General features: G+C 59.5%; 15 protein-coding genes. 11 read left to right on the forward strand and 4 right to left on the reverse strand.

The features are described 5' to 3' along the window. Window positions 1-57: 57 nt before the first annotated feature. The 7 genes from miaB to groL all read left to right on the forward strand — a co-directional run bounded on the left by miaB (window position 58) and on the right by groL (window position 7,763). Window positions 58-1,494, forward strand: a complete 1,437-nt coding sequence (miaB, locus tag QMK33_RS09620) for a tRNA (N6-isopentenyl adenosine(37)-C2)-methylthiotransferase MiaB (RefSeq protein ID WP_283564366.1) — start codon at window positions 58-60, stop codon at window positions 1,492-1,494. 175 nt (window positions 1,495-1,669) lie between these two features. Then, the gene (locus tag QMK33_RS09625) at window positions 1,670-3,001 is read left to right on the forward strand and encodes a sigma-54 interaction domain-containing protein (protein WP_283564367.1); all 1,332 of its coding nucleotides are present in this window, start codon (window positions 1,670-1,672) and stop codon (window positions 2,999-3,001) included. Beyond that, the gene (locus tag QMK33_RS09630) at window positions 2,982-3,524 is read left to right on the forward strand and encodes an LptE family protein (protein WP_283564368.1); all 543 of its coding nucleotides are present in this window, start codon (window positions 2,982-2,984) and stop codon (window positions 3,522-3,524) included. Before QMK33_RS09625 ends, QMK33_RS09630 begins: the two co-directional genes overlap by 20 nt. A gap of 127 nt (window positions 3,525-3,651) precedes the next feature. Then, window positions 3,652-5,160, forward strand: a complete 1,509-nt coding sequence (locus QMK33_RS09635; protein ID WP_283564369.1) for a DUF8458 domain-containing protein — start codon at window positions 3,652-3,654, stop codon at window positions 5,158-5,160. A gap of 15 nt (window positions 5,161-5,175) precedes the next feature. Next, on the forward strand, window positions 5,176-5,529 hold the full coding sequence (gene secG, locus QMK33_RS09640; protein WP_283564370.1) for a preprotein translocase subunit SecG: 354 nt from the start codon (window positions 5,176-5,178) through the stop codon (window positions 5,527-5,529). A gap of 243 nt (window positions 5,530-5,772) precedes the next feature. Continuing rightward, a complete protein-coding gene (groES, locus tag QMK33_RS09645; protein ID WP_197487401.1) occupies window positions 5,773-6,063 on the forward strand; it encodes a co-chaperone GroES in 291 nt (96 codons plus the stop codon). Window positions 6,064-6,116: 53 nt separating this feature from the next. Next, window positions 6,117-7,763: a chaperonin GroEL gene (groL, locus tag QMK33_RS09650; protein WP_283564371.1), complete on the forward strand. Its 1,647-nt coding sequence runs from the start codon at window positions 6,117-6,119 to the stop codon at window positions 7,761-7,763. 153 nt (window positions 7,764-7,916) lie between these two features. Here groL and QMK33_RS09655 read toward each other — a convergent pair whose 3' ends face one another. Continuing rightward, the gene (locus QMK33_RS09655) at window positions 7,917-9,482 is read right to left on the reverse strand and encodes a peptide MFS transporter (RefSeq protein WP_283564372.1); all 1,566 of its coding nucleotides are present in this window, start codon (window positions 9,480-9,482) and stop codon (window positions 7,917-7,919) included. A gap of 351 nt (window positions 9,483-9,833) precedes the next feature. Between QMK33_RS09655 and pckA the strand changes: the two genes are divergently transcribed. Beyond that, on the forward strand, window positions 9,834-11,450 hold the full coding sequence (pckA, locus tag QMK33_RS09660; RefSeq protein WP_283564373.1) for a phosphoenolpyruvate carboxykinase (ATP): 1,617 nt from the start codon (window positions 9,834-9,836) through the stop codon (window positions 11,448-11,450). Between the two features lie 115 nt (window positions 11,451-11,565). On the opposite strand, the gene QMK33_RS09665 is transcribed toward pckA, so the two are convergent. Both QMK33_RS09665 and QMK33_RS09670 read right to left on the reverse strand, forming a co-directional pair. Further along, window positions 11,566-12,072: a hypothetical protein gene (locus QMK33_RS09665; protein WP_283564374.1), complete on the reverse strand. Its 507-nt coding sequence runs from the start codon at window positions 12,070-12,072 to the stop codon at window positions 11,566-11,568. Next, a complete protein-coding gene (locus tag QMK33_RS09670) occupies window positions 12,072-12,767 on the reverse strand; it encodes an NUDIX hydrolase (RefSeq protein ID WP_283564375.1) in 696 nt (231 codons plus the stop codon). The genes QMK33_RS09665 and QMK33_RS09670 overlap by 1 nt, the downstream gene beginning before the upstream one ends. Window positions 12,768-12,908: 141 nt before the next feature. Between QMK33_RS09670 and QMK33_RS09675 the strand changes: the two genes are divergently transcribed. Next, a complete protein-coding gene (locus tag QMK33_RS09675) occupies window positions 12,909-13,433 on the forward strand; it encodes a metallophosphoesterase family protein (protein WP_283564376.1) in 525 nt (174 codons plus the stop codon). Between the two features lie 99 nt (window positions 13,434-13,532). Here the strand turns inward: QMK33_RS09675 and QMK33_RS09680 are convergent, their stop codons facing one another. Continuing rightward, on the reverse strand, window positions 13,533-14,060 hold the full coding sequence (locus QMK33_RS09680; protein WP_283564444.1) for a hypothetical protein: 528 nt from the start codon (window positions 14,058-14,060) through the stop codon (window positions 13,533-13,535). Between the two features lie 229 nt (window positions 14,061-14,289). Here QMK33_RS09680 and QMK33_RS09685 point away from each other — a divergent pair, with 229 nt between their 5' ends. Continuing rightward, complete coding sequence (locus tag QMK33_RS09685; RefSeq protein WP_283564377.1) at window positions 14,290-15,324, forward strand: threonine aldolase family protein; 1,035 nt, start codon at window positions 14,290-14,292, stop codon at window positions 15,322-15,324. 80 nt (window positions 15,325-15,404) lie between these two features. Beyond that, a complete protein-coding gene (locus tag QMK33_RS09690; RefSeq protein ID WP_283564378.1) occupies window positions 15,405-16,058 on the forward strand; it encodes a metallophosphoesterase in 654 nt (217 codons plus the stop codon). Window position 16,059: the final 1 nt, after the last annotated feature.

The following is a 16,059-nucleotide window of genomic DNA, read 5'->3' on the forward strand; positions in this document are numbered from 1 at the left end:
GACTCCATCAGTATATTTGTTACCTGCCCGGTGGTAAGCCGCGGCTCCTTGCCTGCTATGTCCCAACCGCTCATTACGTTAGATTTTCTCGATAAAGCGCCCGCCACCGAAGCGGCCGCCCTGCCCTTTGATGTGCGCGTGAGTGCCGCCACCGGCACCGGCGGCGCGCGCAAGCTTTACATCGAGAGCTACGGCTGCCAAATGAATTTCTCGGACTCCGAAATCGTATCCAGTATTCTGGCCGGTGAGGGCTTCGACACCACCGAGGACTTGGCCACCGCCGACCTCGTACTGCTCAACACCTGCTCCATCCGCGAGAAGGCCGAGCAGACGGTGCGCATGCGCCTGCGGCAAATCAACTCGCACAAAAAGCGCCGCCCTGGCATGCTGGTGGGCGTGCTCGGCTGCATGGCCGAGCGCCTGAAAAGCAAATTCTTAGAAGAAGAAAAAATCGTGGACCTCGTGGTCGGCCCCGACGCCTACCGCGACCTGCCGCAGCTCATCGCCCAGGTCGATAGTGGCCAAAAGGCGGTGAACGTGCTGCTGAGCCGCGAGGAAACCTACGCCGACATCACGCCCGTGCGCCTGAACTCCAACGGCGTGTCGGCCTTCATCAGCATCATGCGCGGCTGCGACAACATGTGCTCATTCTGCGTGGTACCCTTCACCCGCGGCCGCGAGCGCAGCCGCGATGCTATGAGCATTGTGCAGGAAGCCCGCGACCTAATAGCCGCTGGCTACAAGGAAGTTACTCTCCTCGGCCAGAACGTGGACAGCTACAAATGGGCCAGCGAAGACGGCACTGAGCGCGTCAACTTTGCCCAGCTGCTGGAGCGCGTGGCGCTCATCAGCCCCGCGTTGCGGGTGCGCTTCTCTACCTCGCACCCCAAGGATATTACCGACGAAGTGCTGCACACCATGGCGCGCTACGACAACATCTGCAAGTATCTGCACCTGCCCGCCCAAAGCGGCAATTCGCGCGTGCTGGAGCTTATGAACCGCACCTACGACCGCGCCTGGTACGAGGACCGCGTGGCTGCCGTACGCCGTATCCTCGGCGACGATTGCGCCATCTCGACCGACATGATTGCCGGCTTCTGCTCCGAAACCGAGGAGGAACACCAGGACACGCTCAGCCTCATCGACCACGTGCAGTACGACATGGCCTACATGTTCTTCTACTCGGAGCGCCCCGGCACCCTGGCCGCCCGCAAGCTCGAAGACGATATCCCGCTGGAAACTAAGAAGCGCCGCCTCCAGGAAATAATCGACCGCCAACAGGCGCACAGCCGCGCCCGCCTTGAGCGCGGCGTGGGCCGCGTGCACCAAGTGCTGGTCGAGAACTTCTCAAAGCGCTCGAAAGACGACCTCAGCGGCCGCAACAGTCAGAGCCAGGTGGTCATTTTTCCAAAGGGTAATTTCCAGAAGGGCGATTACGTTAACGTATTGGTACATACCAATACGGGTGGCTCCTTGATTGGCAACGCCGTATAAATCAGTTAAACACAAATCATCAAGATGGCTCCTGAATCTGGTCTGCTTATCTGATAATTCCTCCTGCTGCTGGGGGGTGGTTTCGTCGCGTTTCTGGTTGTTTGCTTGTTGTGGCGCATGAACTTTCCTAAAAAATAACCTCTTCGGACCGAGCCAATTAGGCTTGGTCTAACCAATGACAAACCAAGAAATCCAATCCATCAAGCAGCGTTTTGCCATTATTGGCAATGCGCCAGCGCTGAACTACGCCATTCAGGTGGCCACGCAGGTTGCGCCTACGGACATGACTGTGCTCATCACCGGCGAAAGCGGGTCGGGCAAGGAGTCTTTTTCCAAGATTATCCACGCCCTTTCGCCTCGCAAGCATGGGCAGTTCATTGCCATCAACTGCGGCGCCATCCCGGAGGGCACCATTGATTCGGAGCTGTTCGGCCACGAAAAAGGCGCTTTCACGGGGGCCAACGAGGCGCGCAAAGGCTACTTTGAGGTCACCGATGGCGGCACCATCTTCCTGGATGAGATTGCCGAAATGCCGCTTGGCACCCAGGCCCGCCTGCTGCGCGTGCTCGAAAACGGCGAGTTTATTCGCGTGGGCAGCAGCAAGGTGCAGAAAACCGACGTGCGCGTAGTGGCCGCCACCAACGTGAACCTGCTCGACCGCGTGCAGGCTGGCAAGTTTCGGGAGGACCTGTATTACCGCCTCAACACGGTGCCCATTACGGTGCCGCCGCTGCGCGACCGGGGCGACGATATCTACTTGCTGTTCAGAAAGTTCACAGCCGATTTTTCGGAGAAGCACCGCGTGAAGCCCATCAGCCTTACGCCCGATGCGGTACGGCTGCTCACGCGGTTTCGCTTCCCGGGTAACATCCGCCAGCTCAAGAACTTAGCCGAGCAAATTTCGGTGTTGGAGATGGAGCGCGAGGTTGATGCCGCGCGCCTTACCACCTACCTGCCCGCCGCCCAAACCTCGCTGCTGCCGGCGCTGGTACCCGGCCACGGCGCGGGCGGCGATTTCGGCTCGTACTCGGAGCGCGACATCCTATACCGGCTGCTATTCGACATGCGCCGCGACATGACCGACCTCAAGAAGGTGGTGCTGGAGCTGGCCACCGGCAACCGCCCCGCCGCCGCCGCCGACACCCAGGAGCTGCTGCGCCAGAACAGCCACTTGTTCAATAACTTAAGCGAGTCGGCGCCCTACCCCAACCCCGACGGCGCGCCCGAAGCCCCCAATGGCTACTACCTGCCCGCCAGCCCCACTGCGCCGCTGCGCGTAGATATGGGCCCAGGCAATTATGCCGACGAAGAGGACGTTGACCAGACGGAGGACATCTCGCATGAAACGGAGGAGGAAACGCTTTCGCTCGATGCCGTGGAGAAAGAGATGATTCTCAAGGCGTTGAAGAAACACCACAACAAGCGCAAGTACGCCGCCCAGGACCTGGGCATCTCGGAGCGCACCCTCTACCGCAAGCTCAAGCAATATGACCTCGAATCGGCTTAAGGTGCCGCGCCGCCGGGCGCTGGCACTGCTGGCGCTCCCCGTGCTGCTGCTGGGCAGCTGCGGCATCTACTCGTTCAACGGCACCAACATCGACCCCACGGTCAAGACAATTTCCATCCAAACCTTCCAGAACACCGCGCCCAACGCCCCCGCCTACCTGGCGCAGCGCTTTACGGAGGATATCAAGGACTATTTCCAGCGCAATACCACCCTCAAGCTGGTGCCGCGCGATGGCGACCTGCAATTTGACGGCACCATTGTGGCCTACGATTTTGCACCGGCCGCCATTCAGCAGGCCGGCGGCGTGCCATCGGCCGGGGCCAACCGCCTCACCATTCAGGTGCAACTGCGCTTCACCAACACCAAGGATAACAAGCAGGATTTTGAGCAAACCTTCCAGAGCCAGAAGGATTTTGCCTCGACCCAGGACATTGCGGCCGTGAACAACGACCTCGCTTCGGTGCGCGAAATCACGCGCAACATCATCAGCGACATGTTCAACAAATCGGTTGCTAACTGGTAACGCAGCTAGCCGGCAAGCCGCACACTAAATTATGGAGAAGGGAAACGCCTGATTTACACCTTACTCAGCGTGCGCCGGCTTTTTGCTGGTTAGCTTGCCTTTCGGCGCTTTCGCTATCCTGTGTAACTTGCCCGGCTCCTACTTCTTCCCGCTTACCTCCTACCGCCCCACCGTGACGCGTGCCACCCTCCTGCAACTCTTAGCCCACCCCACGGCCCTCAATGGGGCCGACGTGCGCGCGCTGGAGCAGCTGGCCGAGGCCTTCCCCTACTGCCAAACCGCCCACTTGCTGCTGGCCAAAGCGGCCCACGACCAGGGCTCCATGCTGGCCGGCCAGCGCCTGCGCCGCGCCGCCACCTACGCCGCCGACCGGTCGCAGCTGCGCCAGCTCATCGAGCTGCCTGTGCTGGCTGCCGCGCCCGTTGCACTGGTAGCCGCCGAGACCAACGTGGCGGTTCCGGCTCCCTTCCCCACGCCGGCTTTCGTAGCCGATGAAGTAGGGCCCGCTGCATTAGCTGAGACATATAAAGCTGAGCGGCAAACAGTAGCTCCTCTAGAAGACAAACCCGGCCAGGTTATGGGCCAGGTAGAGCCCACCGCCGTTCTTCCCGAGGCCGAGGCTTCAGCTGCAACGGAGCTGCCCGGGCCCGTTGCTGCCCTTGAGGTTGAATCACCAGCCGCACCCAAGCTAACCGAACCCGTTGCTGCTCTTGAGGCTGAGCTACTTACCGCAGCCGAGCTATCCGAGTCAGTAACCGGTCATCAGGTTGAGCTACCAGCCGCCACTGCGCTGCCCGAGCCCGATTCTTTGCCCGAGCCCCAGCCCGAAGTAGCCACTGCAACCGAGTTGCCCGCGTCAACTTCTCTCCCAGAGGCCGAGTTGCCTACCGCAGCCGAGCAGCCCGAGCTGCCTCCACTGCTCGCGGCCGAAGTGCCCGCCGAGAAAGTTGCGGCGGCCAAAGAAGCGCCAGAGCCAGAAGAAGAGCTGCCCGTGCAGGCCCCGCCGATCCGGCCGCCGGCCGGGGCGGCGGCGGCCCGCTTCGAGTTTGGCCTGGCCGAGCAGGAACCCGCCGAAATCACGGCCTACCGCCTGCCGGAACTGGCGGAAATTATTGCGCCTACTGATAAGACGGCCGCGCCCGTTACCCCCCAGTTGCCCGTTTTTCGGGGGCTAAAGGAGGTGAGCTACGCGCCCGAAGAAGGTAGCCGCCTGGGTTTTTGCCTGGTAGCCACCGCTGGTGCCGAGCTGCTGCCCGGCACCAGCCTGCCCCCGGCCGGCGAGTTTTTTGCGCCCGATGCACTATTGCTGGCCCACCTAGCCACGCACCAGCGAGCCAGTGAGCCCAAGCCCAACACTATCAGTCTGATTGACAGTTTTTTGCAACGCGCCCCGGCCACTACCCGCCGCCGCCAGCCACCCTCACTTACCGCCCCCGAGCCCGAGGCCCAGGCCGACCTTTCGGTACGCAGTACCCGCGCCGAATCCGACTTGGCCTCCGAGAGCCTGGCCAAAATATTGGTCCGCCAGGGCAAAACTGACCGCGCCATCGCAGTTTATGAGCGTCTTATGGTGAAACACCCAGAAAAAATGGCGTACTTTGCAGCCCAAATTGAATCTTTGCGCCCGTCGGCGTAGCTTTTACTTTTTTACATGTACATCGCCTTAGTTGCCATCATCCTGGTTGTTTGTTTCTTCCTGGCCATTGTTGTGCTCGCCCAAAACCCCAAGGGGGGCGGCCTCAGCAGCCAGTTTGGCGCGGGTGGCGCTGCCAACCTCATGGGCGTAAAGCGCACCGGCGACCTGCTCGAAAAGCTCACCTGGGGCCTTGCCGTGGGTGTCATTGTTTTGACCCTAGCTACCCACATGATTGGCGGCGGCAGCAACGGCCCCGTGCGCAGCGTCAACCAGCAAGCCGCGCAGAAAGCTGGTGCCAGCACGGCCCCGGCTGCCCCGGCTACGCAGCCTTCTGCTGTGCCAGCTCCGGCTCCCCAGCCTGCCAAGTAATTTAGCGTCCGTTCAAGCTAGATCTAAAGCCAGTTGCCTCCTCTTTGAGCGGGGCCACTGGCTTTTTTGCTTTGTAGCTAGCCTGCCCTTATTCGACAGCGACCAGTAACCTCGTCTGCCAATCCGGCTAGTGCGGGCGCACATTCTGTCAGGTTTAGGGGGTTGGCACATTTCGTGTCCATCGCCGCGGCAGGAGTTCCTTACTTCGTATTACCCAAAACATCCATTTTCCCATTTCAACCAATGGCACTGAGCATTAAACCGCTGGCCGACCGCGTGGTCATCAAAGCCGCCGCCGCCGAAGCCACCACCAAGTCTGGCATTATCATCCCCGACACTGCCAAGGAGAAGCCCCAGCGTGGCGAAGTAGTAGCCGTAGGCGAAGGCCGCACCGCTGATAGCGGCAGCCTCATCAAACCCCAGGTAAAGACCGGCGACCAAGTGTTGTACGGCAAGTGGACTGGCACCGAAATCACCCTGGACGGCGAGGACTACCTCATCATGCAGGAGAAAGACATTCTGGCCGTTCTTTAGCCTACCGCCCTCCCGGCGCCCCATCTTCCTACTATTATAACTTGCCCACCACAATGGCTAAGAACATTCAATTTGATACCGAAGGCCGCGACCGCTTGAAGCGCGGCGTGGATAAACTGGCGAATGCCGTTAAAGTAACCCTCGGACCTAAAGGCCGTAACGTCATCATTGACAAGAAGTTCGGTGCTCCTTCTATCACGAAGGACGGCGTAACGGTTGCCAAAGAAATCGAGCTGCGCGACCCCATCGAGAACATGGGTGCTCAGCTAGTGAAAGAAGTAGCTTCGAAAACAGCCGACCAGGCTGGCGACGGCACTACTACGGCTACGGTATTGGCCCAGGCCATCTACACCGCTGGCTCGAAGAACGTAGCCGCTGGCGCTAACCCGATGGATTTGAAGCGCGGCATCGACAAGGCGGTAATCGCCGTGGTGGCCAACCTGAAGGCCCAGTCGAAGCCGATTGCCAACAGCGCGGAGATTGCGCAGGTTGGCACCATCTCGGCCAACAACGACGCGGAAATCGGAAAAATGATTGCCGATGCCATGGATAAAGTTGGTAAAGAAGGTGTTATCACGGTGGAAGAAGCTCGTGGCACCGAAACCGAAGTGAAAACGGTAGAAGGCATGCAGTTTGACCGCGGCTACCTGTCGCCCTACTTCGTGACCAACCCCGAGAAGATGGAGACGGAGTTCGAGAACCCTTATATCCTCATCTACGACAAGAAAGTAAGCACCATGAAGGAGCTGCTGCCCGTGTTGGAGCAAGTGCTTCAGACTGGCAAGCCCCTACTTATTATCTCGGAAGATGTTGATGGCGAGGCACTTGCTACCCTGGTAGTAAACAAGCTGCGCGGCTCGCTGAAAATTGCGGCTGTAAAGGCTCCTGGCTTCGGCGACCGTCGCAAGGCCATGCTGGAAGACATTGCCACCCTCACGGGCGGTACGGTGATTTCGGAAGAGCGCGGCTACAAGTTGGAGAACGCTACCTTGGATTACCTCGGCACGGCTGAGAAAATCATCATTGACAAAGACAACACCACGATTGTCAATGGCAAGGGCCAGAAAGAGGACATTACCTCGCGCATTAACCAGATTAAGGCGCAGATGGAAACCACTACCTCCGACTACGACAAGGAGAAGCTACAGGAGCGCTTGGCTAAGCTGAGCGGTGGCGTAGCCATCCTCTACATTGGTGCCAGCACCGAGGTAGAAATGAAGGAGAAAAAAGACCGCGTTGACGATGCCCTGCACGCTACCCGCGCCGCCGTTGAGGAAGGCGTGGTACCCGGCGGTGGCGTAGCCCTGGTGCGCGCTATTGAAGCTCTCGATGCTGTTACTACCCTAAACGGCGACGAGCGGACCGGTGTGAACATCATCCGTACGGCCTTGGAGGCTCCCCTGCGCACCATCGTGCAGAACGCTGGTGGCGAAGGCTCGGTAGTAGTGCAGAAGGTGCGCGATGGCAAAGGCGACTTTGGCTACAACGCCCGCGAGGACCGCTACGAGAACCTGACGGCCGCTGGTATCATCGACCCGACCAAAGTAACCCGTTTGGCCCTGGAGAACGCTGCTTCTATCGCTGGCTTGCTGCTGACGACCGAAGCCGTTATTTCGGATGAGCCTGAGCCTAAGGACGGCGGTGCCGGCCACGGTGATGGTGGCATGGGCGGTATGGGTGGCATGGGCGGCATGATGTAGACCGCAGATTCAAACGGATTTAACTGATTTCGCAGATACGCCGCTCACACGGCTGATTAGCGACTTTTGTTTAGGTTTGGTTGGATTGAATAATTAAGAAAAGCCCCGCAGCGCGTTGCGCTACGGGGCTTTTTTGTGGGGTGATGGCTGGCGTTAGACGACGGCTTCGGCTTCGCGGGCCTTCATGATATTTACCAGTTTTGGGCTGATAACGAGTAAGATAGCGGCGGCTACTGAGGCCGACACGACGAAGACCATGAAGAAGTCGTAAAGGTTGCTGATTTGGTAGCCGAACAACACCGGGGCCGGAGCTTTCGACTGGGGGTCGGGATAGAGGCTGCTCATGTAGCCCGCCAGGTAGTTGGCAGCGGCATTGGCCAAAAACCACACGCCCATTAGCAGCGAGGCGAACTTGACCGGGGCAAGCTTATTAACCAACGACAAGCCAATGGGCGACAGGCAGAGCTCGCCAATGGAGTGAAAGAAATAAAGTGCTACCAAGAAGAACATGCTGACCTTAACACCCGGCTGCAAGTCCTTCACTCCGAAGCACATAACCAGATAGCCCAAGGCTAGTAGCACCAAGCCAATAGCCATTTTTACGGGGGAAGGGGGCTCGTTGCCACGCCGGCCAAGGGCCGTCCAAAGCAAGGCCATGACGGGGGCTCCGGCAATAACGAAAAAGGCATTCAGGTTTTGGAAGATGCTGGGTGGCAGGGTAATGCCAAACAGCGTGCGGTCCATATTCTCTTTGGCGAAGAAGGTGAGCGAGGCCGGAGCCTGCTCGAAGGCAGCCCAGAAAAACACCACGAAGAACGATACTACGAAAATGACGATTACCCCTTGAATATCCGCTTTTGACAACGACTTGTCGCTGAAAATCATAATGGCGATGCCTATCACCGCAACGAGCAGCAGCGGGGCAATGGTGGGGAACTTGGCCGAGTCGAGGTACAGGATACCCAGTACCAACACCAGCAACACCGGCAAAAGGGCAAAAATACCTTTAACCGTGGTAGAATGAGTGGGCGTGAGGCCTACCTGCTGGCCCTCCGGGGTATGCAGGTATTTGCCTTTACCCCAATTGAAAACAAGTGTGCCGAACGTCATGGCAATGCCGCAGGCCAGGAAAGCCCAGCGAAAATCCTGGGAGCGGCCGGTATCGCCCAAGAGGCTGGTAATGGTGTTACCGATGAGTGAGCCCAGGTTGATACCCATGTAGAAGATGGTGTAGGCCGCATCCTTGCGCTTGTCGCCCGGCGCATAGAGCGAGCCCACCATCGAGGAAATATTGGGTTTGAAAAACCCGTTGCCTACAATCATAGCCCCCAGGCCCAGGTACAGCAGCCAGTGGCTAAGGGGGTGGTCCTGAACACCGCCGTAGCTGCTGGCTGCTGCAAAGAGCGTGAGTTGCCCCAGAGCCATGAGCAAGCCACCGGTGAGGATAGAGCGCCGGTTGCCCCAGTACCGGTCCGAGATGTATGCCCCAATAAGGGGCGTTAAGTAGATGAGGCTAGTGTAACCACCGTAAAACTTTGATGCGAAGGCCTTGTCCATCCGCATTGCGTCGATGAGAAACAGCACCAGCACGGCGCGCATGCCGTAGTAACTGAAGCGCTCCCACATTTCGGTGGCAAACAGGAGGTAGAGGCCGCGCGGGTGGCTGCCCGAGGCCGGCGTAGGCGGATGCGGGTGCAGGCTGGCGGTAGCAGGTTGCATGCAGTAAACGAAGGAGTAAAGGGAAAAGAAAAGGAAATGCCCCCCGCCGCGACGGGCTGGGGGTGGGTAAAGCTAAGAAAACTTTGGGGTAATGCCGGGCTAACGCGCTTTCCAGCTAACTAAATGGAAGCACTTATCCACCAGCGAATAGTATATTCCAGCGAATTTTCGCTAGAATTAAATTTCCATCCGTACCTTGCGCAGGCAATGGTCAAGCAAGGTCACAAAGCCCATTGTACTGCGCGGGGCCCGCAGCTTGTTGGCACCGCCAAAACCGGCTAGCTACACCCGCAGTCCGCCCGATTTTCAGCTACTTTTCTACTCGCTTTTCATTCCTTTTTGCTTCTTTATATGGCTGACCTACAAGCTCTCGCCGTTCGTTTAGCACCCTTGGGCTTTGCGCAGGCCCCAGCTCGGGCCCACCTCAATCTCACGCCCGCCGCGCTGGTTGAGCACGCTTTGCGCCGCCAGGAAGGCACCCTCACCGACACGGGCGCGCTTATGGCCGACACCGGCCAGTTCACGGGCCGCTCGCCCAAGGACCGCTTCCTGGTGAAAGATGCTGGCACGGCCGAGAGTGTGTGGTGGGGTGATATCAACATTCCCTTCGAGCCGGCCAAGTTTGAGCAGCTGCACCAGAAGATGGTGGCCTACCTGGCTGATAAAGAAGTATTTGTGCGCGAAGGCTACGCCGGGGCCAACCCCGAGTACCAGCTTAAGCTGCGCATGGTGAATGAGCTGGCGTGGCACAACTTGTTCTGCTACAACATGTTCCTGCGCCCGGCGGCCGGGGCCGACACGTCCTGGGCACCCGATTTCAGCATCATTTGCGCACCCGGCTTTGAGGCCGACCCAGCCGTAGACGGCACCCGCCAGAAGAACTTCGCCATCATCGACTTCACCCGCAAGCTGATTCTGATTGGCGGCACGGGCTACGCGGGCGAGATGAAGAAGGGCATCTTTGGCGTGCTCAACTACCTGCTGCCCCACCAGCACCACACGCTGCCCATGCACTGCTCGGCCAACGTGGGCGCGGACGGCGACACTGCCATTTTCTTCGGCCTTTCGGGCACGGGCAAAACCACGCTCTCGACCGACCCCAACCGCGGCCTCGTGGGCGACGACGAACACGGCTGGACGCCCGAGGGCAACATCTTCAACTTTGAGGGCGGCTGCTACGCCAAGGTTATCGACCTGAGTCAGCAGAAGGAGCCCGAAATCTGGGATGCCATTCGCTTTGGGTCTATCGTGGAGAATACGCGCTTCGTGCCCGGCACCCACACCGTGGACTACGCCAACAAGAGCGTAACCGAAAACACGCGCACCGCCTACCCTATCAACTACATCCCCAATGCGATAGAGCCCTCAGTGGCCGGCACGCCGAAGAATATTTTCTTCCTCACCGCCGATGCCTTTGGGGTACTGCCACCCATCAGCCGGCTCGATAAGAGCCGCGCCATGTACCACTTCATGTCGGGCTACACGGCGAAGGTAGCGGGTACCGAAATGGGCATTACGGAGCCGCAAACCACGTTTTCGGCGTGCTTCGGGCAGGTTTTCCTGCCGTTGCACCCCACCCGCTACGCCGAGATGCTGGGCCAGAAGATGGACGAAAACCCCGACATCAACGTGTGGCTCATCAACACGGGCTGGACGGGTGGCGCCTATGGCACTGGCTCGCGCATGAAGCTCGCCTACACCCGCACCATGATTACGGCTGCCCTCTCAGGCGTGCTCAACGAGGTGAATTTCAAGCAGCACCCCGTTTTTGGCGTGGCCGTACCGGGGGCCGTACCGGGCGTGCCCAGCGAAATCCTGGACCCGCGCAACACCTGGGCCGACAAAGCCGCCTACGACCAAACGGCCACCGAGCTAGCCGAAAAGTTCGTACGCAACTTTGAGAAGTACGCCAACTCGGCCAGCGCCGAAATAATGGCCGGAGCCCCCACGGTGGCGGTAGAAGCCTAAGCCTACCGCGACGCCGGTAGCACCCAGACTGAAAAAGCCTCTTTCATTGCCTTGATGGCAATGAAAGAGGCTTTTTCACAACGTGTTGATAATCAATGTATTGTGCTTTACTACGTTAGTTCACTGCCACAATGCGCAGGCCAATGAGGTGGCCCGGCTTATTAGCCCGAAAAACTGGCATCACGAGGTAATTGCGGGCATTGGTCCGGAGGGTACCCTGGGCCATGAGGCTGTCCTCGCGGTGGCCGAGCAGCAGCAAGTCGCTTACCCGCCGGGTGCGCGCATCGTAGCTAGCCAATACGGTGAGGCCACCCGTGCGAAAGGACGTCAGGGAATCCTGCCGGTCCGAACCAGGCGTACCCGCCAGCACTTGCAGGGGGTTGGCGAAACCAGGTGGGAGGGACCGGGCGGGACCCAGGCGCCTGGACAGCCCATCAATAGATACCCCCAGCAGGGCAGGCACGTTGGCAACTGGCGCAATGTTCACCAAGTGCGGCGCGGGCGTAGCAATGGCCTGCCCCGACTCGTGGGTGCCCGAACAGCCAATCAGCCAGCTGCTACCCGCCAGGAGCAGCCCGGCCAGGTAGTTAACCAGCGTAGGAGACGAGGGCCTGTTTTGCATTAATCGGTGGTAGCCTTAGCCGGCTTGCCAGCCATTTCACTCAGGTAATGGCGCACCACTAAGGTAATGGATGCGTAGGATTCTTCCAAACGAGCCAAGGCATCCTGGGGCGACATCCAGCGCACTTCTTCGATGTATTCTTCGGTTTGCGGGCGCATAACGGAGTCGTCGAGGCACTGCATTACGTACCAGCTGGTTTTCTTCAGCATCTTGTTGCCTTTGTAGGCGTAGGAGTGCCACGTGCTGGGCAGCTCCTCGCCCAGCACCACCTTGATATTGCACTCTTCCTCGACCTCCCGAATGGCTCCGAGGGCCACATCTTCGTCGCTCTTGAGCTTGCCCTTGGGCAGGTCCCACTTGCCAAGGCGGTAAATCATGAGCACTTGGCCATCCTTTACTACCAGGCCGCCGGCCGCTTTCGCAATCTTAAACTGGTCTTTTAGGTGCAGAATAAGATTTTTCTTTTTGCGGGCCATCATGGTGAGTGTTTTCAGCTTCTTCAGCTTTTTCACCTCCATCAGGCGGAGCAGGCGGTCGAGAAAAGCAGCCGTAGCGTCGCGTACCAGCACATCGCCCACGAGGTCTTTGCTCGTAAACTCGTCATCGGCCCCGAGCACGAGGTCGTATTTGTGCTTGTACACCTTGTCACTGACCTTTTTAATAATCAGCGGCACATCGTTGATGAAGACGTTCATCGGAAGTAAGTCAAAAAAGAAGCGGCGCAACTGGGCAACTGCCCAAACCAATAGGATGCCCCATACGGTGGAGCGCGCCACAAGATACGGGCTAGCCAGTTTTTTGGCGCGCGCCGCGCTTAAGCTGCATCTTTGCTACCTATGACGCGCATTGCTCTCCTCTCCGATACCCACAGTTATTTTGATGCCCGCATCGCGCACCACCTGCGCGGCGCCGACGAGATTTGGCACGCGGGCGACTTTGGCTCCTCGGAGCTGGTACTGCGGCTGGCGGCCCTGGCCCCGGTTTTTCGGGGCGTGTATGGCAACATCGACGGCACCGATATTCGCTGCACCGAGCCGCTGGTGCAAACCTTCAGCGTGGAGGGCTTGCCGGTGCTCATGACGCACATTGGGGGTTACCCAGGGCACTACGCGCCGGCCGCCCGGCAGCTGCTGGCCCAGGCGCGGCCGGGCCTGTTTGTGTGCGGCCACTCGCACATTTTGCGCGTCATGCCCGACTCTAAGCTCGGGCTGCTGGCCCTGAACCCTGGCGCAGCTGGGCGGCACGGCTTTCACAAGGTGCGCACGCTGCTGCGCTTTGGCATTGACAAGGGCAAGGTGGTGGAGATGCAGGCCGTGGAGCTGGGCCCGCGCACGGCCCTGCTGGATGTGCCCGCCGGGTGAGCCGCGCTTTGGCGCGCTGGCTACTGCTAAAACCAGAAAGCCCTCAGCTGGACTAGCTGAGGGCTTTCTGGTTTTAGAAAATCTACTTAACCGGCTGGTTTACAGCGCGATTTCGGGCTTGGGGTGCTCACCGGCCTGGCCTTCTCCGGTTACCGGCTTGGTTACGGCCTCAGCGGCGTCGAAACCTACGGTGCCGGTCTGGTTGGCTTCCGTAGCCTGGTTTTCTTCGGGGCTTTTGGTTTCGAGCACGTGCTTGGCACCTTCAACCAGGTTGTGGGCGGCTTCCTGCACGGCTTCGGTTGCTTTTTCCACGAGGCTGTTGTGGGTTACGGCATCAGCAGCGTCGGCTGCCAGGTGCTTTACCTTATCGGCAGCAGCAGTGGCGACAGCGGCAGCCTTAGCGAGCAAGCCTTCGGCCTTCGGCTCGGCAGCCTCTTGCTTTACACTAGGCTTTTTTTTTTCGTCGGCCTCCACAGTGGGGGTCGACTCAGCGAAGCGCGACTTCAGCTCGTCCAGGTCCACGTTCTTCAGCACGGGCGTGCGCAGCAAGTTCTTGATTTTGCGCACTTCATTGTTGGCACGTGCGATGTTTTTGCGGTGCTTACGCTTCAGACGGGTAACAGACATGATATTCGGGGCAATTAGAGTTCTGGGGGGAGTTCCGGCAAATGAGGTGCAAAAATAAGGCTTTACTTTTGAAATCCCAAACCTTATTTCAAGCTGTTAGCTATTAGCTACGTGGTGGGCTGTTAGCTATTAGCTGATGGCTGATGGCTCTTATTCTGATTAACAGGTCATTACGAATAATGCACTAGCACTTTTATTCTGCCCAACTACTTAACTGACAATTGCTTACATGGCCTCTATTATTGACCTGCGCTCCGACACCGTAACGCGCCCCACCCCCGCCATGCTGGCCGCCATGCACGCCGCGCCCGTCGGCGACGATGTATATGAGGAAGACCCCACCGTGCGCCAGCTCGAAGAAAGCCTGGCCGCCCGCTTCGGCATGGCAGCCGGCCTTTTTTGCCCCTCTGGCACCATGACCAACCAAATTGCCATTCAGGCGCACTGCCCGCCGCTGTCGGAAGTCGTTTGCGAAGCCACGGCCCACGTGTACCTGTGGGAAGTGGGCGGCATTGCGCACCACGCCCGCGCCTCGGTGGCGCTGCTGCCCGGCGACCGCGGTCGCCTCACGGCCAGCCAGATTGAGGCGGCCATTCGGCCCGCCAACAACGTGCACTACCCCACTACCCGCCTCGTGTGCCTCGAAAACACCCACAACCGGGGCGGCGGCAGCTGCTACGCCTGGAACGAGCTGGAAGAAATTGCCGCCTTTACCAAAAAGCAGGGCCTGGCGCTGCACCTGGATGGGGCGCGCATTTTTAACGCGCTGGTGGCTACCGGGCAGCGCAGCGAGGACTACGGCCGGCTTTTCGATTCTATTTCGGTGTGCCTGAGCAAGGGCCTCGGCACGCCGGTTGGGTCCGTTTTGTTAGGGTCGGCTGATTTTATTCAGCAGTGCAAGCGCCTGCGCAAGCTCATGGGCGGCGGCTGGCGGCAGGCGGGCTACCTGGCCGCGGCCGGGCTATACGCTTTAGAAAACAACGTGGCGCGCCTGGCGGACGACCACCGCCGCGCCGCCGCGCTGGCCGAAGCGCTGCGCCCACTGCCCTACGTGGCCGAAATACTGGCGCCCGAAACCAACCTGCTGATTTTTCGGCTCGACGAAAGCCGCCTCACGGTGGCCGATTGCCTGGCCCGCCTCGAAGCGCAGGGCATCAAAGCCAGCGGCTTTGGCGGCAGCTGGGTACGCTTCGTGACGCACCTCGACGTAGACGACGCCATGCTGGCCCGCGTAGTGGCCGCCCTGCCGGAGCTGGCGAATTAGGTGTTAGTATCGAGCCTTTTGAGCTGGTTAAACCGCTTTTTTGGGCACCTCCTGGCAGTAATGGCTGTTAAAAATTGCGTATGAATTTCTTTGTAATTGCCGACGTCCACGGCTGCCTGCACACCTTACGCGAGCTGCTCACGCACTGGCGGCCGGCCGAGGAAATACTCGTGCAGCTCGGCGACCTCGTGGACCGGGGCCGCTACTCGCCCCAAACCGTGGAGCTGTGCCGCCAGCTCAGCCAGGATTTTCCCGATAAAACGGTGTTTCTGAAGGGCAACCACGACTGGGCCATGGCCAAGCACCTGGGGGCCGATGGGCCGTATAAATCCTGGCTGGGCTGGGGCGGCCGGGCCACAATGCAACAGTACCAGGCGCACCGGCAGCTACTGGCCCCGCACGCTGCCTGGCTGGCCGCCCGGCCCCTGCATTGGCAAAATGACTACGTGCTTTTTTCGCACGCTGGCTTTGCTGATGTAGCGGACCCGCTCGACCCAAACGACACCGACGGTGTACTGTGGCGACGCGGCCCGCTCCGCAACACTGGTCAGCTACAAGTAGTTGGACATACCCCCACTGACAGCGGCCAGCCCGAAACCGACTCCGTGGCCCACGTCATCTACCTCGATACGGGGGCGGCTGGTGGCTCACGGCTCACGGCCCTGCGGCTGAGTGAAACCGGGCAAGTGCTGGAAACTATTGCGGTACCGACCCACGAGCGTGACATTGAATAAC

Origin of the sequence: Hymenobacter sp. H14-R3, assembly GCF_030063445.1 — a bacterium.
Lineage (GTDB): Bacteria > Bacteroidota > Bacteroidia > Cytophagales > Hymenobacteraceae > Hymenobacter.